This window comes from Streptomyces sp. NPDC006140 (assembly GCF_040628815.1).
Classification (GTDB): Bacteria; Actinomycetota; Actinomycetes; order Streptomycetales; family Streptomycetaceae; genus Streptomyces.
The window spans coordinates 68,566-93,245 of sequence record NZ_JBEXTS010000007.1 but is presented as its reverse complement, the minus strand read 5'-3'; the positions used below and the strand labels follow the sequence as shown (position 1 = coordinate 93,245).

Genomic DNA, 24,680 nt, shown 5'->3' with positions numbered 1-24,680 from the left:
GCGCGCCAGGCCGGGTCGAGTCGATGCGCCGGCTCCCCCCTCAGCTCAATCGTGGTGGGACCCAGGCGTGGTGCCGAAGGATCATGTGCGTTGCGGCGCGGGAGGGTGTCAGCCGCATCACCGTGTTCCGCACGGCGACGGCCAGTGGGTGGGAGAGCTGCTGGCCCATCCGCCCGGCCTGCCGGGCGGCCCTCGCGACGGCCTGGCTGCGTGGTCGGCGCTCGGCGTCGTAGCGAGCGAGCGCGACGTCCACGGTGGGCTCGGTGGCCAGCGCGGCGGCCAGGGTGACCGCGTCCTCCAGCGCCTGGCAGGCACCCTGTCCGAGGTGGGGTGTCATCGCGTGTGCCGCGTCGCCGAGCAGCGCGATCCGGCCGATCGTGTACGAGGGAAGCGGTGTGCGGAGTTCGTTGACGTCGTGGTGCAGCACGGCGGCGGGCCGGGTCGCGTCGAGCAGGGCGGAGATCGGGTCGTGCCACGTATGGAACCGTCTGCGCAGTTCGTCCAGCGGGTCGGCGAACCGCGTCCCGGCGGGGAGGCTGAGGACGGCGTGCCACTCGGCACTCCCGTCGTGGAAGGCGATGTGCCCGAACTCGGCGCCGCGCCCCCACGTCAGCTCGAAGTCGGTGCGCAGGTCGACAGCCTGCTCGGTGATGGCGCGCAGCACCGTCGAGCCGCTGTAGACCTGACCGGGGTGGGCCGGGAAGAGCCGGCTGCGCACTTTGCTGCCGATGCCGTCGGCCGCCACTACCAGATCGGCGTCCAGGACGGTCTTGCCGCAGCCGACTCGGACCGTCCCGGGGTCGGGCTGCTCGACGGAGTCCGCCTCGGAGCCGATCAGCAGCGCCTCGGCGGGCAGGGAGTCCCGGAGCAGTCGGTGCAAGGTGGAGCGGGGGATGCCCATGATCGGTGTGCCCACCGCCTTCTCCAGCGCCGAGCCGTCCATCCGGGCCAGCCAACCGCCCTGTGGTGTGCGAGTGCCGCCGTTGTACTGGCCTCGCGAGGCATCCCGTACCGCGTCGCCGACGCCGAGTTCATCCAGTGCCCGCAGGCCGTTGGCGGCCAGTGAGATGCCCGCCCCCGCGTCCTCGAGCCTGGAGGCACGCTCGACGACCGTTACTTCCCATCCGATGCGGCGCAGTCCGATCGCGGCGGCCAGCCCGCCGATGCCGCCTCCGACCACCACTGCCGTGTTGCCCATGCCGAAACCCTCACTCTTCTACACCTGTAGAAGAGTGACTCTATCTGAGGCTCTACAGGTGTAGAAAGGAGTCATGGCATCGGATCGGCGCACCCTCCTCGCGGACGCGGCTCTCGACGTACTCGCCGACGAAGGGGTCCGCGGCCTGACCCACCGCGCGGTCGACCGCAAGGCGGCCATGCCGCCCGGCACCACGTCGGCCTACTTCCGCACCCGAGCCGCGCTGCTCACCGGACTGGTCACCCGCCTGGTCCAACTCGACCAGGCTGAACTGCAAACGCTGGCCGAATCGCTTCCACCTCTGCGCACCGTCGAGGAACTGGTGGACGGCATGATGCTGCTCGCCCGACAGCGACTCACCGGCGAGGGCCGCCGCCGCTCGCTCGCGCGCTACGCCTGCGCCATCGAGAGCGTGCGCGACCGTGAACTGCGCGAGATCCTCGTACCCCGCGAGAACGCCGGCCGCGATGCTGTCCGGCTGTTCCTCGCCGCGCGCGGCGTGACGGACGTCGAGAATCGCAGTCACGCCCTGCTGACCTGCATCGACGGGCTGATCTTCGACCGTCTGGTGAGCGGAGGCGAAGTACCGCGCGAGGCCCTCGAAGGCCTCGTCGCCGCCGCCCTGCGCTAGGGCCCGGGCCTACGGTCGTCCAGATCTTCAAGACCTGGCGCCTCGCTATGAGGTCCTGATTCGGCTCCCCGATTTTTCAGTGCCCGAGAGCGGCTACTGACCAATTCCCCCCAGCTCCAAGACTTGGTCCCGGCCAACGGCACTCCCCCCGCCGACGGCCTTCTAGGCGGCCCCGGGCCCACACGCCCCCCTTGTGTGGCCCGGGGCCCGCCCACGCGCCCGCGCAGGCGGGCCGGGCCAGACCTGAGCGCCGACAGGGGCCTGCCCCCGTCTCCCTCCGTGCTTCCCTGTCCGACACGGACGGCAACGCCGGCACCGGCACCGGCACCGGCACCGGCACCGGCACCATCCACAACGCCTACCGCACCGTGCGGTAGCGCCCGGCCGGAGGCACCTCCGCGTCCGCGGATCGGTCCGGAATTGCCTCGGATCAGGGGAGAAACGTAGGTTGGGCGCCCGTTCGATGGTGTGTGTGAGGGTCGAGAGGTGCCGCCCGGTGGGACGACGCGAGAAGCCGGTGGACCCCGATGCCGGGCCCGTGCAGCGCCTCGCGCACGAGCTGCGTCTGCTGCGCGAGAAGGCGGGGAAGCCGCCGTACCGGGAGATGGCGAAGAAGGCGGGCTACTCGACGACCGCGCTGTCCCAGGCGGCGGCCGGCGACCAGCTGCCCTCGCTCGCGGTCGTACGGGCGTACGCGCGGGCACTCGACGCCGACCCGGAGGAGTGGGAGCGGCGCTGGCGGGAGGCGGACGAGGAGGTCCGGGCGCCCGCGGCCGAGGAGCGGGCGCCGTACCGGGGGCTGGCCCGCTTCGAGCCGGGTGACAGCGACCTGTTCTTCGGCCGGGACAAGCAGGTCGGTGAGCTGCTGGAGCTGGTGCGCGCGCACCGGTTCGCGGCCGTGTTCGGTCCCTCGGGGAGCGGCAAGTCCTCGCTGCTGCGGGCCGGGCTGATACCCGGGCTGCGGCAGGCGGGGGGCGCCGACCGCCCTGCGGTGGTGCGGGTGCTCACGCCGGGCGACCGGCCCGCGCGCACACACGAGAGCGCGCTCACCCCCCGGGGCGGCGACCTGGACACCTGGGTCGTCGTCGACCAGTTCGAGGAGCTGTTCACCCTCTGCCACGACCACCGGGAACGCGACCGCTTCCTCGATCTGCTGCTGCGCGCCCGCGATCCCGCGAGCCGGCTGCGCGTGGTCATCGCCGTACGCGGCGACTTCTACGGCCACTGCGCCGCCCACGCCGGACTGGCCGAGGCGGTCGGCAGCGCGAGCCTGCTGGTCGGGCCGATGACCCGCGACGAGCTGCGGGACGTGATCACGCGGCCCGCGACCGCCGAGGGCCTGAACGTGGAACGCGCGCTGACCGCCCGCATCATCGACGAGGTCAGCGACCAGCCCGGCGCCCTGCCGATGCTCTCGCACGCCCTCCTGGAGACCTGGCGCCGGCACCGCGGCCGCACCCTCACCCTCGCCGCGTACGAGGAGGCGGGCGGTGTGCGCGGGGCGATCGCCGCGAGTGCCGAGCGGGTCTACGGCGAGCTGTCGCCGGAGCAGGCCCGTACCGCCCGCCGCATCCTGCTGCGGCTCATCGCCCCCGGAGACGGCACACCCGACACCCGCCGCCCGGCTTCCCGGGTCGAGCTGGAGCCCGCCGCGCAGGACGTCCTGGAACGCCTCGCCGCCGCCCGCCTGGTCACCCTGGACGGCGACACCGTCGAGCTGGCCCACGAGGTGCTGATCACCGGCTGGCCCCGGCTGGCCGGCTGGATCGAGGAGAGCCGGGAGCGGCTGCGCGCGCAGCGGCAGCTGGGGGAGGCTGCCCGGGCCTGGGAGGAACTGGACCGGGATCCCGGGGCGCTGTACCGGGGGGCGCGGCTGGCGCAGGCCGAGGAACTGTTCGTCGGGCGCCTTGAGGACGACCTCACCGCGCTGGAGCGGGCCTTCGTGGACGACTCCCGCTCCGCCCGCGACGCCGAGCGGGAGGCCGAGGCACGGACCGCCCGTCGTACCCGCCTGCTCACCGTGGGTCTCTCCGCGTTCCTGGTGCTGGCTCTGGCCGCGGGTCTGCTGGCCTGGCGGCAGAGCCGGCTGAGCGAGGAGGAGTCGGCCAAGGCGACCGCCCGCCGCGTCGCCACCGTGGCCGGCAGCCTCCGCTCCACCGATCCCCGCACCGCCGCCCTGCTCTCCGTCGCGGCCTGGCGGCTCGCCCCGCTGACCGAGTCCCGCTCGGCCCTGCTCGGTGCCCTGGCCCGCCCGGAGCGGGACGCCTTCACCGACCCGCAGACCGGCAAGGACGCCCGGCGTTTCCTCACCGGCCAGGGCCGCGGCCTCGTCACCGTCACAGGCGGCAGGGTGACCGTCCGCGACGTGGCCGACCACCGGGTGACCGCCACCTACCACCTGCCCGGCGGCACGGAGGTCTCCGAGGCCGGCCCGGAGGCCCGCTTCCTGGTCCTCACCGGCCAGGACGGCGACGAGCTGTGGAACCTCGCCGCCGGGAAGCCCGTTGCCGAGTTCGGCGACGCGGCCTACTGGGCGGCGCCCGACGGCGGCGCCTACGTCACCGGCCCGGTGGACGGACAAGGCCCCGTGCGCGTGCACAGGACCGATGACGGCAGCGTGCTGTTCACCACCGACATCTCGCGCGGCCTGGCCTCAGCCGCGGTCGGCCCGAGCGGCCGTCTCCTCGCCCTCTGTCCGGCCGACGGCGCACCCCAGGTCTGGGACACCGTCCACGGCAAGAAGCTGCCGGGCGCCTGGGACAAGGCGGACAGCACCGTCTGCGGTACCGGATCCGGAGCGGACGGCGGCTCGCGTCTGCTGCGGTTCAGCGCGGACGGCCGGCGCCTGGCCGCCGTCCACGGCACCGCGTCCACGGTCTGGGACGTCTCCGGCGGACGGACCGTCGCCGACTTCGACAGCGGCGGCGTCACCGGCTTCACCAACGCCGCCCTCTCCCCGGACGGGCGGTTCCTGGCCACGGCCGACGATCAGGAGATCGCCGTATGGCAGATGGCCAACGGCGGTGGACAGGTCTTCCACACCCCGCTGGCCGGCGCCGAGGTGAGCGGCCTGACCTGGGACCGGGACGGAAGCCGCCGGACACTGCGCTATCTCGACGGCGCCACCGTCCGCACGTACGACCTGACCGACCGCCTGAACGCTCCCTGGCAGAGCACTCCGGCCGACGCGACCGCGCTCAGCCCGGACGGAACCGTCCTGGCCACCGCGACTCGCTCCGGCACCGGCTCCGACTACCGCTTCGAACTGCGCGCCACCCGCACGGGTGCCGTCCTCGCCCGCGCCACGCTCGGTGCCCTGCCGACCGACACCGGCGACGGGGCCCCGCAGCTGGCCTTCAGCCCGGACGGCACGTCCCTCGCCGTCGCCGACACGGGCTCCGCGCACAGCACCCTGCGGCAGCGCTTCAGTGTGTGGGACGTCCGCGCCCACCGCGTCCGTACGTCGTTCGAGACCTCCGGCGCGGCCGACCGCACCGTCCACGCGCTCGCCCTCGGCCCCGGCGGCCGGACCCTGATGGCCGCGCGGGCCATGGGCGGCAGCGGCGCGACCGAGATCTGGGACACCGGCACCCACCACCGCACGGCCACTCTGCACAACCTCGACTCGGGCACACTCGCCCTGCGGCCCGACGGCCGGCTGCTCGCCGACTCCGCCGACCAATACGCCGAACTGCCGTCCGGCCGTGTGAGCGGACGTGCCCTGGCCGACGGCCGGGAGATCACCGCGCTGGCCTTCAGCCCCGACGGCACCCGGCTCGCCGTCGGCGACGCCACCGGGCACGTGACGCTCTGGGACGGTGACCTGCGCCACCGCATGGGCATCCTGACCGGCACCTCCGACACCGTCTCCCGGGGCCTGCCCGAGGAAGTGGGCGCGCTCGCCTTCTCCCCCGACGGCTCCACCCTGGCGGTCGGAGGCCGGCACGGCACCCTGCGCCTGTGGGACACCGCCGGACAGCAGATGCTGGGCACCGACCTGCCCACTCCCGGCGACGAGATCGACACCCTCGCCTTCGCCCTCCCCCTCACTCGACTTCGCTCGAGCGGGGGGACTCCCACCGGCACCACCCTGTACGCCGGCGGCCCGGACGTGCTGTTGCAGCGCCACCCGGTCTCCCCGGACGACATCGCCCGCATCCTGTGCGACCGGTTCGGCGGGGGGCTCACCCGCGCTCAGTGGCAGACCTACGTCCCCGACGCGTCGTACCGACCGGTGTGCCCCGCGACACGCTGAGTGACAACGGCAGGCGCGGAGAACGGCACTTTTTTGTTCACAGTGACTCCGACGGTCGCTGAAAAACGCCCCTGACCAGGACGATCGGGTTTCGGTAAGCCCCCTATCCCAGGTTCTGGTCACATGCGCACACGCCTCCTGCTCCCCTCCCTCCTGCTGCTCGGCTCGGTCTCCGTGACAGCGGCCTGCTCGTCCGGATCCTCCGGGACCGCGAGCGGGACGACCGCCGAAGCGCGGCCCGGATCGTCCTCCGCCGCCTCCCCGGTGCGGACCGTGGATCCCTCGAAGATCAAGGGCCTGCGGATCGTCAGCGACAACAGCGAGGACCGCTCCTGCGCGTGGGCGGCCGGCTACCCGGACGTGCCCGGCGCGTCGGCGATGACGGCCGCGATGAAGAAGGACGTGGAACAGCGCCTGTCGACCTTCCGCGCGGCGTGCGACGACAGCGCGCCGACCGCCGACGGTCTCGAACTCAACATCAGCCACGCGTTCCTGGTCGCCTCCGGGGACGTTCTCGGCGTCCGCCTCACCACCCAGGACCGCACCGCGGCAGGGGACGGACTGACCAGGCGCACCTACTGGTACGACGGCAAGGCGGGCGCGTACCGCACCGCACTCGGACTCATCGCCGACAGCTCCCGGAACAGCTTCCTCGCCGCCCTGAAGAGCCGGATCGAGAGGCGGGACGGCACAGACCCGGACACGGTGAACGAGGCATTCGCCGACCGGTCGAACCGCGCCGCCGTCCTCGACGACATGGCCTTCACCGCCGACGGCGGACTGCGGATCACCTTCGACCGGGGCGAGGTCGGCGTCCCCGCCGCGGGCACCTACAGCGTGACCTTCTCCAAGGCGACGGCCACTCCCTGGCTGTCCGCCTTCGGCAAGCGCGCCCAGCAGCAGACCGTACGGCCCTCCGGCTCACTCGACCTCGGCGCGTCCGCCACACCCACCCCCGCCGTGCCGACCCACACGGCTTCCGGCGACGACGACACCGACTGCAGGAGGGTCCGGTGCGTCGCCCTGACGTTCGACGACGGCCCCTCCGCCGCATACACCGCGACCCTGCTGACGTACCTCGCGCGGTACGACGCCCGGGCCACCTTCTTCACGGTCGGCCAGAACGTCGTCGCCCACCCCGAACTGGTGCGCGCCGAGGCCCGCGCCGGCAACGAGGTGGGCAACCACTCCTTGAACCACCCCGACCTCACCAAGCTCAGCCGCCGGCAGGTCGCCTACCAGCTGAACCGCACCAGCGCCGCGATCAAGGCCGCCACCGGCAAGGCCCCCACTCTCTTCCGCCCGCCCTACGGCGCCGTCAACAGCACCGTGCGCCAGGCGACCCGCCTCTCCCCCGTGCTGTGGACCCTGGACACGGAGGACTGGAAGTACCCGAACGCCTCGAAGGTCGCCCAGGCGGTGATCAGCAAGGTGAAGCGCAACGACGTCGTCCTCATGCACGACATCCACCCCACGTCGGTCGCCGCCGTGCCCGAGATCCTGCGCACCCTCACCGCCCGCGGCTACCACTTCGTCACCGTCAGCCACCTGCGCGCCGCGATGTGACGTGAGGGGCGGCGGCTTTTGGGGTCGGCCGCCGAAGCGGTGCTCGGCGGCGCGCGGTCCGTGCTCGCGCGGCAGGCCCGCCGCGGCGAGCGCGGCACACAGGAACCCGCCGACCGGGTCGAGGCGGGCACCGCCGCCGTCGCGCTCGGCACGGACGGCATGCTCGTCGCGGATGACGGCACGAAGACCCGCTTCGTCCTGCCCGTGCACGACCCGTTCATGGCCTGGGCCCAGCGCGCCGCCATCTTCGAGGACGCCCACCACCCGGCCGCGGCCAAGCTGTACCTGAACTGGTGGCTGTCGAAGCGGACCCAGTCCGACTTCTCCATGTGGTCCGTACGCACCGACGTGGCCCCGCACCCGGGCTACCGGCCCATCTGACTACCCCGACGCCCACCTCGACGGCTTCGATCGCTTCATGGCCGACCGCGCCCTCGCCGAGCGCTTCAGGCAGCAACTGACCCTCTGCGTGGGAGAGGTGAGCGGCGCGCCGTCCCCGGGCCGGCTCGGTCTGCACCCCGGCCGCTGAGGCGGGCGGACGCGTCGACGGCAGGCTGTCCCCGCCCTGTCTGCTGCGAACGCAGTAGCCGAAAGAGTCTGCGTACGGCCAACGACGAGAGACCGGTGAACTGCGAGTGTTCGAGTGGGCCGAGATCGTCGGCCCGCACGCACATGGCAGTCCCCTCGAAAGGCTCGTCGATGTCCCCTCTCGCCCGCTGGTGCCACCGGCACCGGCTCTCCGTCGTCCTGGTCTGGGTGGGCCTGTTGCTCGCTCTCGGCGCCGGAGTCGGTGCGGCCGGCAGCGCCTTCGGCAACAGCCCGATCTCGCAGGACACCGACTCGGCCAGGGCGACGGCACTGCTCCAGCGCGCCTCCAACAGTGCGGCGGGCAAGAGCGGCCGGGTGGTCTGGCAGGTGAACGGCGGCGAGGTCACCGAGCCCGCCGCCAAGCAGGCGATGACCCGGACCCTGAAGGAGATGGCCGAGGCACCGGGTGTCGCCGAAGTGACCAGCCCCTACACGCCGGTCGGCAAGGGGCAGATCAGCGAGGACGGCCGGACGGCCTACGCCTCGGTCGCGTTCGACCGGGATGTGGAGGACGCCCAGGTCGACCATGTGAAGGAACTCGCCACCGCCCAGGAGTCGGCGACCCTCCATATCGCGCTGAACGGGCAGGCCTTCACCGTCAACCCGGAGCCGAACGCGGTCGCCGACGCCATGGGCATCGTCCTCGCCTTCATCGTGCTGCTGTTCGTCTTCCGGGCCGTCTGGGTGGCGGCGCTGCCCATCATCACGGCCATCGTCGGGGTGGGCACCTCCGCGGTCGCGGTGATGCTGCTCAGCCACGTCATCACGCTCTCCGACACCACGCTGACCCTCGGTTCGCTGATCGGTCTGGGCGTGGGCATCGACTACGCCCTGTTCATCGTCAACCGGCACCGCGCCAACCTCATGGCGGGCATGGGTGTCGCCGAGTCGGCGGCCAAGGCCCTCAACACCTCCGGCCGGGCCGTGGTGTTCGCCGGGCTGACCGTCGTCGTCGCGCTGCTCGGCATGCTCACCCTCAACGTCGGCATCATCAACGGCATGGCGATCGGCGCGGCCGTCACCGTCGTACTGACCGTGCTGGCCGCCATCACCCTGCTGCCCGCGCTCCTCGGCATGATCGGCCCGCGCGTCCTCAGCAAGAAGGAGCGCCGCGACATGGCCGGGCAGGCGAGCCGCCCGTCCTCCGGGCGTACCGGGCTGTGGGGCCGGTGGGCCGAGCGTGTCCAGGCCCGGCCCAAGACCCTGGGTGTCGTCGCCCTGGCCGTGCTCGCGGCGCTGGCGCTGCCGACGCTGTCGCTGCGTCTGGGCGCGTCCGACGACGGCAATCTGCCGACGACCTCGACGAACCGTCAGGCGTACGACATGATCGCGGACGGCTTCGGCCCCGGTTTCAACGGCCCGCTCGTCCTGGCCGTCCAGGCTCCCACCGCCGCCGACCAGGCCGCCGAGGCGAAGCTGGTCACCGCTCTCGAGCGGGTCGACGGTGTCGCCAGTGCCAACGCCGCGCCCATGAAGGACGGACAGACCGTCGGTGTGATCCAGGTCGTCCCGACCACCTCCCCGCAGTCGGCGGCCACCTCCGACCTCATCCACCACCTGCGTGACGACGTGATCCCCGAAGCGGAGCAAGGCACGTCGATGAAGGTCTACGTGGGCGGTGTCACCGCGAGCAACGACGACTTCGCGTCAGTGCTGATGGGCAAGCTTCCGATCTTCGTGCTGGTGATCGCCGCGCTCGGCTTCCTGCTGCTGACCGTCGCCTTCCGCAGCCTGCTCATCCCGGCGGTCGGCGCGCTGCTGAACATCCTCAGCATCGGGGTCGCGTTCGGCGCGATCGTCGTCGTGTTCCAGTACGGCCACGGCGCCGGACTGCTCGGGCTCGGCGCCGCCGGACCGATCGAGTCGTTCGTGCCGATCCTGGTCGTCGGCATCATGTTCGGCCTGTCGATGGACTACCAGGTCTTCCTGGTCAGCCGGATGCGCGAGGAGTGGGCCCACACCGGCGACAGCCACCGCGCGGTCCGGGTCGGGCAGGCCGAGACCGGCAGGGTGATCGCCGTCGCCGCCACCATCATGGTCTGCGTCTTCGGCTCCTTCGTGTTCGGCGGCATGCGGGTCATCTCCGAGTTCGGCGTCAGCCTCGCCGTCGCCGTCGCCGTGGACGCCCTGCTGATCCGCATGGTCGTCGTGCCGGCGCTGATGCACCTGTGCGGACGGGCCAACTGGTGGCTGCCCCGCCGCCTGGACCGGGCGCTGCCCAACGTGTCCGTGGAAGGCCCCGCCGACGAGCCCGCGCATCCGCTGCACGCTGTGCGGGAGCCGGAACCCGCCGGCCTGGCCCGCTGACCGTCGCCCCGACGGACCGACATCGCACGCGGGCCGGTGGAAGGCGGGGTGACCTCGCCTTCCACCGGCCGGCGCTGCTTAGAGTGAGGGAATGGAACTGCCCATGGTGTGGCGACAGTGGCTGGCCCGTCATGACCGGATCACAGACGCCCTGCCCGCGGTACCTCTGGTCGTGATCGCCGCGGCGGCGACCGCCGCCGGTCAGGACGGCTGGCAGGAGCCTCGTTGGCACGAGGTCGTGTGGACAGCGCTGTCGTGCGTGCCGTTGGCCTTCCGCAGCCGCTGGCCGCTGGGAGTCGCCCTGTTCTCGGTGGCGGGCGACCTCACGCTGATGGCCGTCGCCCCGCACATCGCGCCGACCCCCGCGGCGAGCCTCATCGCCCTGTACACCCTCGCCGCCCTCGGCAGCCGACGCACCGCGTGGACCGTCGGGGTGGCCGCGGCCGTGGCGATCACCGGTGTCTACGCCGCCACCCACGCGGAGTCCCTGGTGGCGGGAACCAGTCTGCTGCGGTTGGACTTCGCGATCGGGGCCACCGCGCTGGGCCGCGCCGTCCGCAGCCGCCGTGAGAACCTCGCGGCGGCCAGGGCACGCGCGGAGCGTGCCGAGCGCATGCAGGAAGTGGAGGCCCGGCGCCGGGTCACCGAGGAACGCGTGCGCATCGCGCGCGATCTGCACGACGTCGTCGCCCACCACATCACCCTGGTCAACGCCCAGGCCGGCGTGGCGCACCACCTCATGCGCGCCAACCCCGAGCAGGCTTACGAGGCACTGGCCCACATCAAGGACAACAGCCGCGCCGCCCTCGACGAACTGCGGGCCACCGTCGGCCTGTTGCGTCAGCCCGACGACGCGCCGGGCTCGCGGGCCCCCATCCCGCGTCTGGCCGATCTCGACACCCTCGTCAGCGGGTTCGAGGCGAGCGGGCTGTCGGTGTCGGTGACCCGCACGGGCGGGCCTTCGCCGCTGGCGCCCGCGACCGACCTGACCGCCTACCGCATCATCCAGGAAGCCCTCACCAACACGCACAAGCACGCGTCCGCGTCCCGCGCCTCGGTGGTCCTGGACTACGGCGTGCACTCACTCCGGGTCACCGTGACGGACGACGGACGCCCGGGCGCACCGAAGGGCGCGGGCAGCGGCCACGGACTGATCGGCATGCGCGAGCGCGCCACCGCCATCGGCGGCACCGTCACCGCCGGCCCGCGTCCCGAAGGCGGCTTCCAGGTCGTCGCCGAGCTGCCGCTCTCGCTCTCATCCGCAACTGCCTGACACCCCGTGAGGAACCACCGCCCATGACCATTCGCGTCCTGCTCGCCGACGACCAGGCCCTGCTCCGCGGCACCTTCCGTCTGCTCATCGACGCACAGCCCGACATGGACGTGGTCGCGGAGGCCTCCAACGGGAGGGAGGCGGCCCAGTTGGCCAGGTCCGAGCGCGCCGACGTGGTGGTGATGGACATCCGGATGCCCGAGGTCAACGGCATCGAGGCCACGCGACTCATCGCTCAGGACGAGGATCTGGCCGGGGTCAAGGTCCTCGTCCTGACCACCTTCGAGGAGGACGACCTCGTCATCGAGGCCCTCCGAGCAGGCGCGAGCGGCTTCCTGGGCAAGGGCGTCGAACCGGCGCAGCTCCTCGAAGCCGTCCGCCTCGTGGCCGCCGGTGAGGCGCTGCTCTCCCCGGCAGCCACCAAGGGCCTCATCTCCCGTGTCCTCGCCCAGCCCTCCCCCGGCGACCTCGTCGACGCCACGCGACTGGCCGCCCTGACCCCCCGGGAACGGGAGGTCCTGACACTGGTGGGCTCCGGCCTGGCCAACGACGAGATCGCCGAACGCCTCTTCGTCACGCCCGTCACCGTCAAGACCCACGCCAACCGGGCCATGGCAAAACTCGGCGCCCGCGACCGGGCCCAACTGGTCGTCATCGCCTACGAGACCGGCCTGGTGCGCGCTGGGGAACGACAAGGCTTGTGACCCTCGCAGAGTGAAAGTGAACGATCACCACGCAACTCTTGACCTCAAAGGTGACCGTTCACTACGTTCGGGGCACCGCCGCGTACATCGGCGAGCGCCGGACTCATCCCGACCGACGGTTCCCTCTGCCGCACGACCACACGTGCACGCGCCTGGGCCGAGCAGGTGGAACCAACCCTGCTCGTCGGCGGTTCCAAGCCCCCGTGTCACGCCCGGGAACCGCCCGAGCTTCCACCAAAGAGCCACATGACCGACTACAGCCGCGTCGCGCCCGGCCGGCACACGAGGTGACACCCCATGAGTTCGATGCCACCGGAAGGCGGTGGGTACGCCGACGCGGCGACCGCCCCGATCCTGTCCGGGCTGTACCCCGATCCTTCGGTGTGCCGGGTCGGTGAGGAGTACTTCCTGGCGAATTCATCGTTCGAGTACAGCCCCGGCGTGCCGATCTGGCATTCCCGCGACCTGGTCCACTGGCGTCAGATCGGCAACGCCCTGACGAGGGACGAGCAGTTCCCCGCGGGCTGTTCTCCGTCGAGCCGCGGCATCTACGCCCCTACGCTGCGCCACCACGGGGGCCGGTTCTGGCTGATCACCACGAACATCGACGACGCTCGCGGCGGCCATCAGGTCTACCACGCGAGCGACCCGGCCGGGCCGTGGTCCGCGCCCCTGTGCCTCACCGGACTCGACGGCATAGACCCGGACCTGGCCTGGGACGACGAGGGGACGTGCCTGGTCACGTACTGCTCGTGGTCGGAGACCGAGATCGGCATCCGGCAGGTCGCGGTCGATCCGGAGCGGGGCTTGCTCCTCGAGAAGCCGCGGTGGATCTGGCACGGCACCGGCCTGGCGCATTCCGAGGGACCACACCTGTACCGGCGCGGCGACTGGTGGTACCTGGTCATCGCCGAAGGCGGCACGGACCGGGGTCACGTGGTGTCGGTCGCGCGTTCCCGGAGCCCCCGAGGACCGTTCGAGGCCGCCGCGCACAATCCGGTCCTCACCCACCGCAGTACGGCTCATCCCGTCCAGAACGTCGGTCATGCCGATCTGGTCGAGCGTCCCGACGGGGCGTGGGCGGCGGTGTATCTCGGCACGCGGCCACGAGGCCGCAGTCCCCGATTCCACGTCAACGGGCGTGAGACGTTCCTCGCCGATGTCTCCTGGGTGGACGACTGGCCACGGTTCGAGCCGCCGAGACGCCATGTCCCCACGGGGCAGCGGGACTTCGAGGACGACTTCGTCGCGCCCGGACTGGATCCCAGGTGGGTCTCACCCGGGCAGCGTCCGGACCGCATCGTCCGCGGCGTGCCGGACGGCGTGGTCGTGGCTCACGCACCGAGTGAGTCCGGTGAGCCGTCGGGACTGTTCACGCGGGTCGGCGGGGACCACTGGGAGGCCGACTTCGTCGTCGATCCGGGCGAGGGTGCGTTCACCGTCGCCCTACGGCTCGACGGTGCCCACTGGTACGGCCTGCGCGTCGCCGGCGGCCAGGTCACCGCCGTCGCACGCATCGGACAGGTCCGGTCGGTCCTCGGCTCCCGCCCGCTGCCCGACTCCCCTGTCACCCTCCGCGTCCGCTCCACGGAGCCCACGTGGAACGGACCGGACGACATCGAACTGGGCATCGGTGACGGAACCGGCACGGATGTCCTCGCCCGCCTCGACGGACGCTATCTCTCCACCGAAGTGGCGGGCGGGTTCACCGGGCGCCTGGTCGGTGTGTGGAGCGAGTCGGGTGAGGTCCTCCTGCGCCGGGTCCGGTTCGCCGAACGGCGCGGGTGACACCGCCCCTCAGCGGAATCGCCGGCCGCGAGCCGGGCCGGGCGACCGACGTGGGCTGCCGGCTGCCCCGGCCGAGGGGGGGAGCAGCCGGGCCGAGGTCTGCGGCCCGGCGACGGCAGGCGTTACCGTGCGGCGGATCAAGCCCACGGCCGGGTCACTTCGCCAACGCGCCCATCGCCCGGTCGAGCAGCACGGCCAGCGGGACCGTACCCTCACAGGCCACCCATGCCGTGGAGGCCGTGTCCAGGCAGGCGAGCGCGGCGGCGGCCAGCGCGCTCGGCCTGGTGTCCTCGGGCCGGTCGGCATCGGCCCCCAGGCGCCGGGTGACCTCCGGCACCAGCAGCTTCTTCCAGCCCAGTTGCTTCTCGTGGTGCCGGGCGCGCAGGGACGGGGTCTCCTGGAGCATGCGCAGATAGCTGAGCACCCGCTCGGGCGGCGCTGCCTCGTTGATCCGAATGAGGACGTCGAAGGCTCGGCGCAGTGCCTCCCAGGGGTGTTCGTCGTCGGGACGGGCGGCGAGCTCTGCCGCGATCTGGCGGCCGGTCTCCTCCAGGCGCCCCAGGACGATGTCCTCCTTGGTGCCGAAGTACCTGAAGAGGCTGGCACGCGACAGGCCCACCTCGGCGGCGATCTGGTCGACGGTGGTCCGGTCGAAACCCTGCTCGGTGAAGAGCCGGTGCGCCACCTCGACCACTTCCGCCTGAACCGTCGCACGCATGCGCTCACGCAGGCCGGGCGGCTTGCGTGCGGACTGGTCGGCGGCGCTGGCGGTTTCAGACATACCAGCAGGGTACAACAAGGCTCAATTTGATACCGAGTATCAAGCGCGGACTCTTTGCACGTGAGGCGGTCCGTCATGTGCGGGCCCTCGTTCGGCGCGGAGATGGAGCTGTGGGCGGTGGGCCGCACCAACGCCCGGCTGCGGGACGTCTTGCGCCGCGCCGAAGGCCGCGCTGCTGGAGCGGTGAGGCCGACACCACGACCGGCGGACGTGCGGTCTCCCGTCGGGGGATCGCGCCTGCCCGCCGGCCGTTGTCGTGGCTGCGGCGACGAGCGCCGGCTCAGGTCGGCGCATGCGCCATACGGTTACGCCGCGCTGCCCTGGGCCTCCGTGGCGACGTCGGCCCATTCCTCCCAGGTCTTCAGCCGCTCGGCGTAGACCTGCGGGACCTGCTGGAGCGGCGCGGTGCCGAAGAAGACCCGCAGGGGTGGGTTGTCGGCGTCCACGATCTTCAGCAGGGCCGCGCCGGTGGCGGTCGGGTCGCCGGGCCGGAAGTTGCCCCAGTAGGCGGCGAGGGCCGTGCGCAGGTCGTCGTAGGCGGGCAGTTGCCCGGCGAAGGCGGCGGAGGAGCCGGACCAGTCGGTGGCGAAGCCGCCGGGCTCGACGAGGGTGACCTTGATGCCGAATCCGGCGACCTCCTGGGCGAGGGCCTCGCTCGCGGCCTCCAGGGCCCACTTCGAGGCGTTGTAGACACCGAGGTTGGGGAAGGCGGTGACACCGCCGACGCTGGAGATCTGCACGATGTGACCACTGCCCTGGGCCCGCAGGAGGGGCAGGACGGCCTGGGTGACCCACAGGGCGCCGAAGAAGTTGGTCTCCATCTGGTCGCGGACCTGCTGCTCCGTCAACTCCTCGACCGCGCCGAACAGTCCGTAGCCGGCGTTGTTGACGACGACGTCCAAGCGGCCGAAGTGGTCGTGCGCCCGCTTCACGGCCTCCGTGACGGCGGCCTTGTCGGTGACGTCCAGGGGCAGCGGAAGGATCGCCTCGCCGTGCGCGGCCACCAGATCCGCCAGGGAGTCGGTGTCGCGGGCAGTGGCCACGACCTTGTCGCCGCGCTCCAGGGCCGCGGTGACGAACTGGCGGCCGAAGCCGCGCGAGGAACCAGTGATGAACCAGATCTTGCTCACGAGAGACACTCCCGTTCGAAGTGAAGTCTTATGAGGAGACTCTACATCCCTCTGAGACTGAGTATCAAAATGATTCGCTGGGTCGATGCTGTACGCTGCTCCGCACCAGCGAGGGCACGTATGAGAACGGGAGGACAGAGATGTCTTCATATGTGGCGCCCGGTGACCAAGTGACGTCCGGACTGGACCGGCGTACCGAGCTGAGGGGGTTCCTGCGGTCGCGCCGGGCCCGGCTCAGGCCCGAGGACGTGGGCCTGCCCTCGCACGGGCGGCGGCGGGTTCCCGGCTTGCGGCGCGAGGAGCTGGCGCAGCTGGCCGGGGTGTCGTACGCGTATTACGCACGCCTGGAGCAGGGATACGGCGAGACCATGTCGGCCGAGGTGCTGGACGCCGTCGCCCGCGCCCTTCGCCTGAACGACGAGGAGCGCGACCATCTGGTACGGCTGGCCCAGCCCGAGCGGCAGAGCGCGACGCCGGCCGCGCCCCCGCAGCAGCAACTGCGGCCCAGCGTCCAGCACCTGCTCGACACGCTCGGCGTGCCCGCCTACGTCGTCGACCGGCGCCTGGACATCCTGGGCTGGAACCGGCTCGCTGCCGCCGTCTTCGGGGACTGGGGCCAGTTGCCGCCCGAGGAGCGCAACGTGGCCCGGCTGATCTTCCTCTCGCCCGAGGCACGCGAGAGGTTCGCCGAACCGGCCCGTACGGCGCAGAGAATCGCCGGCGTTGTGCGCATGAACGCCGGCAAGAGCCCCGGGGACGCACATTTCACTTCGCTGATCGAGGAGTTGTCGCGCGAGAGCGAGGAGTTCCGGCGGTTGTGGGCGCGGCACGAGGTGAGCTGCGGGACCGTCGGCGAGATCGTGCGGATGCGGCACCCGCTGGTGGGAGAGTTCGACCTCGTCCACGAACCCATGGCACTGCCCGGGGGCGCCCCCATGCGGCTGGTCACCTACTACGCCGAGCCGGGCTCCCGCTCGGAGGAAGCCCTGCGGATGCTGGCCAGTTGGGAGATGGAGCCGCAGCACTGAGGGTGTCGATCAGCACGTGGGGCCTCATGCCGCCAGGAGCGCGGCTGCTGACGGCGCCTTGGCCGGGGGGACGGAACCGTGGATGGGGCCGAGGACGCGGGACAGGGGCAGGCCGGTGCCGTTGTGGGTGTGGGCGATGATCTCGGCGGTGATGGAGATCGCTGTCTCCTCGGGGGTGTGGGCGCCGAGGTCGAGCCCGATGGGTGAGTGCAGCCGCGCGAGGTGTTCTTCGGGGACGCCGGCCTCGCGCAGACGTTCCAGGCGGTGTTGGTGCGTGCGTCGGGAGCCCATCGCGCCGATGTAGCCGACCGGGAGGTCGAGGGCCAGGCGGAGCAGGGGGATGTCGAACTTGGCATCGTGCGTGAGGACGCAGATCGCGGTGCGGGCGTCGACCTCGGTGCGCTCCAGGTAGCGGTGCGGCCAGTCGGCGACGACCTCGTCGGCGTGCGGGAAGCGCTCGGGGGTGGCGAAGACGGGACGGGCGTCGCAGACGGTGACCCGGTAGCCGAGGAAGCGTCCGGCCTGGCTGAGAGCGGCGGCGAAGTCGACGGCGCCGAAGATCAGCATGCGGGGCGGCACCGCACGGGTGTGGACCAGGAGGGTCAGCTTCTCCGGGCAGGTGTCGGCGTCCCCGCCGACCTCGATGCGGGCGGTCCGGCCCGCCCGCAGCAGCCCGCGGACCTGGTTGGCCGCCGCCCGGTCCGCCTGCTGGCTGCCCAGTGTCCCGTCGTAGGCGCTGCCGTTCCCGAAGACGGACAGGGTGCGGCCGAGGAGGCGCTGCGGGCCGTCGATCACCTGCGCCACGGAGAGGGGCACACCGGCCGACGCCTGTTCCAGGGCGGTGGTGAGGTGGGGCTGGTCGGCGGGGTCGATGCGCTGGACCATGACCTCCAGTTCGCCGCCGCAGGTCAGGCCCACGGCGAAGGCGTCGTCGTCGGAGTAGCCGAACGAGGCCCGTATCGGGGGTTCGCCCGATTCCAGGACCTGCCCGCACAGCTCGTAGACGGCGCCTTCCACGCATCCTCCGGAGATGCTGCCGACCGCTTCGCCGTCGGTGTCGACGGCCAGTGAGGTGCCGGGTGGCAGGGGTGCGCTGCCGCTGACCTGGACGACGGTGGCGAGGGCGAAGGGGCGGGCCTCGCGGCACCAGCGGTACAGCGTGTCCGCGATGTTCAGCATGAGTGGCGCTCCTGGGGCGGTGTGGGGAGCCCGCCGCCGCGCCGGCATGGGGGGAATGGTGGGCGCGGCGGCGGGCCGATCGGTGGGACGGGTCTCAGGGCCCCGGCCGGGTGGCGGAGGGGCCCTCAGGGCCTGTCCGGGTTCAGAGCAGGGCTTCGGCGGTGATGGGCAGGTCGCGGACGCGGCGGCCGGTCGCGTTGAAGACCGCGTTCGCGATGGCCGGCGCGACCCCGACCTTCACGACTTCGCCGAGGCCTTTGACGCCGATGGGGTCGGCGTGAAGGTCCTCCCCGTCCAGATAGATCGCCCTGAGGTCGGGGACGTCGGCGTTGACGGGCACGAGGTAGTCGGCGAGGTTGGCGTTGACGATCCGGCCGTCGCGGTGGTCGGTGACCGTGTGTTCCAGGAGGGCCTGGCCGATGCCGCCCACCATGGCGCCGAGGGCCTGGCTGTCGGCGAGCTTGGGGCTGATGATCCGCCCGACGTCGTAGACGCCCAGCATCCGCCGCATCCGCACCAGGCCAAGGCGCCGGTCGACGGCCACCTCGGCGAACACCGCGCTGTAGGCGTTCATGGCGTACCGGTCGTCGCCGCTCGGGGTGAAGGTCCCGCGCGTCTCCAGGTGCGTACGGCCATTACGGGCCAGCAGTTGCCGGTAGGTCTCCCCGCGCGCGGGGTTGCCCTTGGCGTGCAGCCGGCCGCCGCGGACCACGATGTCGTCGGCGTCGACGCCGTGCAGCGGTGACCGCTCGTCCTCGACGGCGAGTTCGATCGCTTCCTGCCGCAGCTTGTCGCAGCCGTCCTGGACGGCGGAGCCGACGCCGGCCATGGTCTGTGAGCCGCCGTGCGGCGGGGACGCCGGGAAGGTGGAGTCGCCGAGTTCGAAGCGGACCGTGCGCATGGTCAGGCCGAGGGCGTCGGCGGCGAGCTGGGTCATGGAGGTGTAGGTGCCGGGGCCCATGTCGCTGGTCGAGGCCTGGACCAGGGCCGTGCCGTCGGCGTCCAGCCTGACCCGTGCCTCGGACCGCATGCGCAGGGTGTCGTAGATACCGCTGGCCATGCCCATGCCGATCAGCCAGTCGCCGTCCCGCCGGGAGCGGGGCTTGGGGTTGCGCCGGTGCCAGCCGAACTCGCGGGCTCCGGTCCGCAGGCACTCCGTCAGGCGCCGGGTGGACCAGGGCAGCCCGCCCGCAGGGTCCTCCTGTGGTTCGTTGCGCAGCCGCAGCTCGATCGGGTCGATGCCGGTCTCGTGGGCGAGTTCGTCCATGGCCGACTCGACGGCGAAGGCGGCGCTGGACCAGCCGGGGCCCCGCATGAACGTCGGTGTGTTCACGTCCAGCGGCACGGTCCGGTACGCCTGGCGTACGTGGGGCGTGGCGTAGAGCACCTGCCCCGGGTTCATCACGCCCTCGCCGTAGTTCTCGTACGTCGATGTCTCGCCCCGTATCCGGTGGTCCGTCGCGGTCACGCGTCCGCTGCGGGTGCTGCCCAACTGCAGCCGGTACTCGTAGGCGGGCCGGTAGCCCACCCCGTAGTACAGCTGCTCGCGGGTCAGGACCAGTTTGACCGGGCGACGGAACTGGCGGGCGGCGAGGGCCGCGAGGGTGGTGTGCGGCCAGGTGCGCAGCGCGTTGCCGAACGCGCCGCCGACGAACGGCGAGATCACGCGCACGTTCTCCGCCGGAACGCCGAACACGGCGGCGAGTTCGTCCCGCGCTCCCAGCGTCCACTGGGTCTTGTCCCAGACGGTGAGCTTCTCACCGTCCCAGCGGGCGACGGTGGCGTGCGGCTCCATCGCGTTGTGGTGGTTGCGGGTGAGCCGGTAGGTGCCCTCCAGCCTCACGTCCGCCGAGGCCAATGCCTCCTCGGGGTTGCCGCGCACGTAGTTCTGCTGGCGCTGGGGCTCGTTCTCCCGGACGCCGGGCGCTGTCATGTCGGTCGACGGCCGCTCGGCGTCGTAGGAGACCTTCACCAGGTCGGCAGCGTGCTGGGCGGCCTCCAGTGTGCGGGCGACGACCACGGCGACGGGCTGGCCGAAGAAGCGCACCTTGTCGTCCTGGAAGACGTGCAACCGCTCGCCGACGGCCGGGTCCAGCCAGGCGCCCGGGTTGTCGCGGTAGGCCAGCTCGGGTTTGTCGAGGTGGCTGAGTACGCCCAGGATGCCGGGCTGGGCGTGCGCGGCACGGGTGTCGATGGCGGTGATACGGCCGCGCGCCACACTGCTGTCGACGACGACGGCGTGCACCACCCCGCCGGGGACGTGATCGGCGGCGTACTTGGCCCGGCCGGTCACCTTCAGCCGCCCGTCCACCCGGGACAGCGGCGCTCCGACGGCTGCCTGGGGCTGCGGGCTCACTTGCCACCTCCTACGACGCGCAGTTGGCGCTCGACGGTCCGTTTGAGCAACTCGACCTTGAAACGGTTGTGGTGGAGTGGCCGGGCCCCGTCCGCCGCCCGCTCGGCGGCCTTGGCCCACAGGGCGTCGGACGGCCGCCGACCGAGGAGCTCTCGCTCGACGGCGGGCAGTTTCCAGGGGACGGTGCCCACGCCTCCGGCGGCGACCCTGGCCTCGCGGATCACCCCGCCGCGGATGTGCAGGGCGACGGCCGCCGAGGTGAGCGCGAACTCGTACGACTGCCGGTCACGCACCTTCAGATAGCCCGACCTGAGCGGGCGCGGAAGAGCCGGTATCTCGACAGCGGTGATCAACTCGCCCCGGCGCACGGCTTGTTCGCGGTCGGGTGTGCTGCCCGGTCTGAGCAGGAAGTCGGCGAAGGGCACGCTGCGCTCGCCGTCCGGGCCGAGTACGACCACGGTCGCCTCCAGTGCGGCGAAGGCCACGGCGACGTCGGAGGGGTGGGTGGCCACACAGGCGCCGGAGGTGCCGAGGATCGCGTGGGTGCGGTTGAAGCCGTCCCGTGCCGCGCAACCGGAGCCCGGCGCACGCTTGTTGCAGGCGGCGGTCACATCACGGAAGTACGTGCAGCGGGTGCGCTGCATGATGTTGCCGCCGATGGTCGCCATGTTGCGCAGCTGCGCCGACGCGCTCAGCTCCAGCGCCTCGGAGATGACCGGGTACAGGGCGCGTACGCCTCGGTGGGCGGCGGCCTCGGACATCCGCACCAGGGCACCGATGCGCAGGCCCCCGCGCCTGGTGACCATGATCTCTCGCAGGGGCAGGGCGCTGATGTCGACCAGCGTGCGGGGGCGTTCGACGGTCTCACGCATCAGGTCGACGAGTGTGGTGCCGCCGGCGATGTAACGGCCGCCGTCGCGGCCGGCGTCGAGGGCCTGCCGGGTGGTGGCGGCCCTGGTGTAGGAGAAGGGGTGCATGGGGACCGTGCCTCATTTCCCGTGCGCGGCCTGCTCGACCGCCCGCACGATCTTCACGTAGCAGCCGCAGCGGCAGATGTTGCCGCTCATGAACTCCCGGATCTCCTCCGGTGAGTCCGTGTGCCCCTCCTGGATGCAGCCGACGCCGGACATGATCTGTCCCGGGGTGCAGTAGCCGCACTGGAAGGCGTCCTGGTCGATGAAGGCCTGCTGCAACGGGTGCAGCCGTTCGCCCTTCGCCAGGCCCTCGATGGTGGTGACCTCGGCGCCGTCCAGCCGGACGGCCAGCGTCAGGCAGGAGTTGACCCGGCGGCCGTCCACCAGGACGGTGCAGGCACCGCAGGCACCGGCGTTGCAGCCCTTCTTCGAGCCGGTCAGACCGAGGTGTTCGCGCAGCAGGTCCAGCAGCGACGTCCGGTGGTCCACGGTGACGGTGCGGCGCTCGCCGTTGACGGTCAGGGTGACGCGGCTGCTGGGCGCCGCGTCGGCGGCTTCCGCGGGCTCGGCGCCGAACACGGACGGCCCGGCTGTCAGGCCGCCCGCGACGACCGCGCCGCCGACGGCGGTGGTGGTCGCGATGAACGTGCGCCTGGACGGAGCGGAGGAAGATCCCTCGGGGAGAGAGACAGTTGGCTCGGGGGGTTCGGTGGACATGCTCACTCTCTCGGTCGGCGAAGACAGGTGACGGCGCCGAGCACCGTCATGTGCACGAACCGGCGTATGTCGGCAGCCGCCTCACCGGGCCGTCGGTGCGACACGGCATCCACTGTGCGGCACACGGCGCGATACAACGAGCGGAGAGTTGTGGGACGACTCGGGTGCGTACCACTGCCGTTGGTACGTCTGGCAGTAGCAGGCAGAGCGATCCGGCTGTGCGGTGGTCGTCATGCGTGCAGAGGGCTTGGCCGACCGGTAAGGGGCTGTGCAGCCGCCCCTACCGCTCCCGGATGACGCCGGACTCCCACGCCCACGCGGCGATCTCGACCCGGTTACGGGCGTCGATCTTCTGCTGGATGCTGGCCAGGTGCGACTTGACGGTGGACAGGGACACCACCAGCTCGTCGCAGATCTCCTGGTTGGTGCGGCCCACCGCGACGAGCCGGGCCACGTCCAGTTCCCGTTCGGTCAGCGGGCAGGCGGCTTCCGGCTCGGGCCGCATGGCGGACAGTTGCTTCAGCAGCCGGACGGTGACGGCCGGGGAGACCAGCGCGTCGCCGCGGGCGGCGGCCCGCACCGCCTCGATCAGCAGACCGGGCGGGGCGTCCTTGAGCAGGAAGCCGCACGCCCCGTTGCGCAGCGCGGTGTGCACGTAGTCGTCCTGGTCGAACGTGGTGATCACCACGACCCGCACAGGGTTGTGGACTCCGGGTCCGGCCAGCGCCCGGGTGACGTCCAGGCCGTCCAGTTTCGGCATCCGGATGTCGACCAGGCACACGTCCGGCCGCAGCCGGCGGGCGAGTTCCACGCAGGCGGCGCCGTCGGCGGCCTCGCCGACCACCTCGATGCCGGGCTGGGCGCCGAGGATCAGCCGGAAGCCCATGCGGACGAGTTCCTGGTCGTCCGCGATCAGTACGCGGATCGCCGTGTCGTTCACGCCCGTGATCCTGTCACAGCGGCCAGCACCGGGAAGTCGGCGGTCACGCGCCAGCCGCCGTCGTCGGTGGGGACGGCGGTCAGCGTGCCCTCCACCGCTTCGACGCGTTCCCGCAGGCCGACCAGTCCGAAGCCGCCGCGTCCGCCGACCGGGACGGCGTGGCGTGCGGCGGGTGCCGTGTTGTGCACCTCGACCCGCAGCCGGGGCCCGTCCACGTCGACCCGTACGGCCACCGCGGCGCCGGAAGCGTGCCGGCGCACGTTGGTCAGTGCCTCCTGCACGACTCGGTGCACGGAGGTCTCCACCTCGGGGGCGAGCCGCACCTCTCGGGCCGCCGCGGCCAGGTGCAACTGGACGTCCGCTTCGTCCGCGGAGAACGCCGAGACCAGACGGGCCAGTTCGCTCCACACCTGCCCCGGCCGGATGCTGTCGCGGTCGTCCTCGCGCAGGACCCGCACCAGGCGGCGCATCGAGTCCAGCGCCTCCGATCCGGACCGGGTGATGTTCTCCAGCAGCGGCCCGACCTGTTCCGGTGCGGTGTGCTGGAGGGTGAGCGCTGCGTTGGCCTGGACGATGATGCCGGTGACGTGGTGCGCGACGAAGTCGTGCAGGTCGTGGGCGAGTTCCAGGCGCTCCCGTTGGCGTACGGCGGTGATGTCGCGGGCCCGTTGCTCCTTCAGCAGGCGTGCGCGTAGGCCCCAGGCGAAGGACACGCCGACGGCGAGCGTTATCAGCAGGGACCAGCTGATGGCGGCCTGGCTGTCCGTCGGCGCGTAGCGCAGCGGGATCGCGATGACCGCGACGGCCAGTGCGGCCGAGGCGGCCGCCGCGATTCCGGGGCGGGGTACCGTCCCCACCGCGCGGGACAGCAGCACCAGCAGGACGACGGCCTCCAGGAAACCCCAGGTGCCAGCACCGTTCACACCCGCGAACACGCCGATCCCGACCGTGAGAGCCAGCGAGCAGCCAGCGACGAGCGCGGCACGTGCCTGGATGGACGGCCGGCGGCCGGGCCACAGCAATGCCGCGCAGGCGAGCGGGCCGGACACGACCGGCAGCCAGCTCGTCCAGTGGTAGTGGAGTGCCCGGCCCCCGAACGCATCCAGCAGCCCCACCGCGAGGAGCAGGGCCCAGCCGACGGCGATCAGCACGCGGCGCAGCCGCGGATCCTCGGAATACACACCCGGCAGGATACGGAAGCGGCGATTCCCGGCGGCCTCGGCCGAATGGCCGATGTCCGGCCACCACAACCGGCCGTCCGGCCGAGCCAGGCGGGTGCCGTGCGCGCCGATCGTGGGCGGCATGCATCTGATGATCACCGTTTC

At 72.0% G+C, this 24,680-nt stretch carries 17 protein-coding genes and 1 pseudogene; 9 read left to right on the top strand and 9 right to left on the bottom strand.

All coding sequences use genetic code 11. The annotated features are described in order from the left end of the window. Nucleotides 1-40: 40 nt before the first annotated feature. Nucleotides 41-1,198, bottom strand: a complete 1,158-nt coding sequence (locus ABZ386_RS19755; protein ID WP_358965368.1) for an FAD-dependent monooxygenase — start codon at nucleotides 1,196-1,198, stop codon at nucleotides 41-43. Between the two features lie 73 nt (nucleotides 1,199-1,271). On the opposite strand from ABZ386_RS19755, the gene ABZ386_RS19750 reads away from it, so the two are divergent. The 8 genes and pseudogenes from ABZ386_RS19750 to ABZ386_RS19715 all read left to right on the top strand — a co-directional run bounded on the left by ABZ386_RS19750 (nucleotide 1,272) and on the right by ABZ386_RS19715 (nucleotide 14,310). Then, nucleotides 1,272-1,829, top strand: coding sequence for a TetR family transcriptional regulator (locus tag ABZ386_RS19750; protein WP_355725928.1), 558 nt, complete (start codon nucleotides 1,272-1,274; stop codon nucleotides 1,827-1,829). 496 nt (nucleotides 1,830-2,325) lie between these two features. Further along, a complete protein-coding gene (locus ABZ386_RS19745) occupies nucleotides 2,326-6,084 on the top strand; it encodes a helix-turn-helix domain-containing protein (RefSeq protein ID WP_358965367.1) in 3,759 nt (1,252 codons plus the stop codon). A gap of 123 nt (nucleotides 6,085-6,207) precedes the next feature. Further along, the gene (locus tag ABZ386_RS19740) at nucleotides 6,208-7,650 is read left to right on the top strand and encodes a polysaccharide deacetylase family protein (protein WP_358965365.1); all 1,443 of its coding nucleotides are present in this window, start codon (nucleotides 6,208-6,210) and stop codon (nucleotides 7,648-7,650) included. A gap of 90 nt (nucleotides 7,651-7,740) precedes the next feature. Then, a pseudogene (locus ABZ386_RS19735) lies at nucleotides 7,741-8,179 on the top strand (ABC transporter substrate-binding protein); the annotation flags it as partial. A 170-nt stretch (nucleotides 8,180-8,349) separates the two neighbouring features. Then, nucleotides 8,350-10,545 (top strand): MMPL family transporter, encoded by a 2,196-nt coding sequence (locus tag ABZ386_RS19730; protein WP_351336043.1) that lies wholly within the window; start codon nucleotides 8,350-8,352, stop codon nucleotides 10,543-10,545. 91 nt (nucleotides 10,546-10,636) lie between these two features. Then, nucleotides 10,637-11,818 carry a sensor histidine kinase gene (locus ABZ386_RS19725; RefSeq protein WP_358965363.1) on the top strand — a complete coding sequence of 394 codons (1,182 nt, stop codon included), beginning with the start codon at nucleotides 10,637-10,639 and terminating at the stop codon, nucleotides 11,816-11,818. A gap of 23 nt (nucleotides 11,819-11,841) precedes the next feature. Then, a complete protein-coding gene (locus ABZ386_RS19720; RefSeq protein WP_351336048.1) occupies nucleotides 11,842-12,522 on the top strand; it encodes a response regulator transcription factor in 681 nt (226 codons plus the stop codon). Nucleotides 12,523-12,819: 297 nt separating this feature from the next. Beyond that, a complete protein-coding gene (locus ABZ386_RS19715) occupies nucleotides 12,820-14,310 on the top strand; it encodes a family 43 glycosylhydrolase (protein WP_358965361.1) in 1,491 nt (496 codons plus the stop codon). A 154-nt stretch (nucleotides 14,311-14,464) separates the two neighbouring features. Here the strand turns inward: ABZ386_RS19715 and ABZ386_RS19710 are convergent, their stop codons facing one another. Further along, complete coding sequence (locus ABZ386_RS19710; protein ID WP_356524346.1) at nucleotides 14,465-15,091, bottom strand: TetR family transcriptional regulator; 627 nt, start codon at nucleotides 15,089-15,091, stop codon at nucleotides 14,465-14,467. A gap of 305 nt (nucleotides 15,092-15,396) precedes the next feature. Then, nucleotides 15,397-16,221, bottom strand: a complete 825-nt coding sequence (locus ABZ386_RS19705) for an SDR family oxidoreductase (protein WP_356504959.1) — start codon at nucleotides 16,219-16,221, stop codon at nucleotides 15,397-15,399. Nucleotides 16,222-16,361: 140 nt separating this feature from the next. Between ABZ386_RS19705 and ABZ386_RS19700 the strand changes: the two genes are divergently transcribed. Further along, a complete protein-coding gene (locus ABZ386_RS19700; protein ID WP_358965359.1) occupies nucleotides 16,362-17,249 on the top strand; it encodes a helix-turn-helix transcriptional regulator in 888 nt (295 codons plus the stop codon). A 24-nt stretch (nucleotides 17,250-17,273) separates the two neighbouring features. Here ABZ386_RS19700 and ABZ386_RS19695 read toward each other — a convergent pair whose 3' ends face one another. The 6 genes from ABZ386_RS19695 to ABZ386_RS19670 form a co-directional block, all read right to left on the bottom strand. After that, a complete protein-coding gene (locus ABZ386_RS19695; protein WP_358965357.1) occupies nucleotides 17,274-18,428 on the bottom strand; it encodes an XdhC/CoxI family protein in 1,155 nt (384 codons plus the stop codon). Nucleotides 18,429-18,570: 142 nt separating this feature from the next. After that, nucleotides 18,571-20,784, bottom strand: a complete 2,214-nt coding sequence (locus tag ABZ386_RS19690) for a xanthine dehydrogenase family protein molybdopterin-binding subunit (protein ID WP_358965355.1) — start codon at nucleotides 20,782-20,784, stop codon at nucleotides 18,571-18,573. Continuing rightward, a complete protein-coding gene (locus ABZ386_RS19685) occupies nucleotides 20,781-21,761 on the bottom strand; it encodes a xanthine dehydrogenase family protein subunit M (RefSeq protein ID WP_358965353.1) in 981 nt (326 codons plus the stop codon). The genes ABZ386_RS19690 and ABZ386_RS19685 overlap by 4 nt, the downstream gene beginning before the upstream one ends. 12 nt (nucleotides 21,762-21,773) lie before the next feature. Then, the gene (locus tag ABZ386_RS19680) at nucleotides 21,774-22,415 is read right to left on the bottom strand and encodes a (2Fe-2S)-binding protein (protein ID WP_358965352.1); all 642 of its coding nucleotides are present in this window, start codon (nucleotides 22,413-22,415) and stop codon (nucleotides 21,774-21,776) included. A gap of 280 nt (nucleotides 22,416-22,695) precedes the next feature. After that, on the bottom strand, nucleotides 22,696-23,355 hold the full coding sequence (locus ABZ386_RS19675) for a response regulator transcription factor (RefSeq protein WP_356617545.1): 660 nt from the start codon (nucleotides 23,353-23,355) through the stop codon (nucleotides 22,696-22,698). After that, the gene (locus tag ABZ386_RS19670; RefSeq protein WP_356504951.1) at nucleotides 23,352-24,659 is read right to left on the bottom strand and encodes a histidine kinase; all 1,308 of its coding nucleotides are present in this window, start codon (nucleotides 24,657-24,659) and stop codon (nucleotides 23,352-23,354) included. The genes ABZ386_RS19675 and ABZ386_RS19670 overlap by 4 nt, the downstream gene beginning before the upstream one ends. Nucleotides 24,660-24,680 lie beyond the last annotated feature (21 nt).